We start from the raw sequence: 228 nt of genomic DNA on the forward strand, positions 1-228 counted from the left end.
AAAAACAATGAGAGAAAACACCGTCTATTATGCCGCATTCGATCAGGATCGTCTCATTGGGGCGGCAAGCGCAGATATCAATCCGGTATTGGGGCACGCTGTAATAACCGATTGCGCGGTTCTGTCAGATTACAGGGGGAACTCCGTAACGGCACACTTGTTTAAAGCGATGTAGCAGGTACTCGCTGGCCGGGTAATCATCCATCTTTTTTCCTTCGCCCGTGCAGC

The 228-nt window shown here is 50.4% G+C and carries 1 pseudogene; it reads left to right on the forward strand.

Going from position 1 to position 228, the window contains the following annotated elements:
* Window positions 1-172, forward strand: a pseudogene (locus tag KVT31_RS30130) (GNAT family N-acetyltransferase); the annotation flags it as partial.
* Window positions 173-228: the final 56 nt, after the last annotated feature.

Origin of the sequence: Bacillus sp. GbtcB14, from assembly GCF_019091205.1 — a bacterium.
GTDB classification, from domain to species: domain Bacteria; phylum Bacillota; class Bacilli; order Bacillales; family Bacillaceae_G; genus Bacillus_A; species Bacillus_A cereus_AG.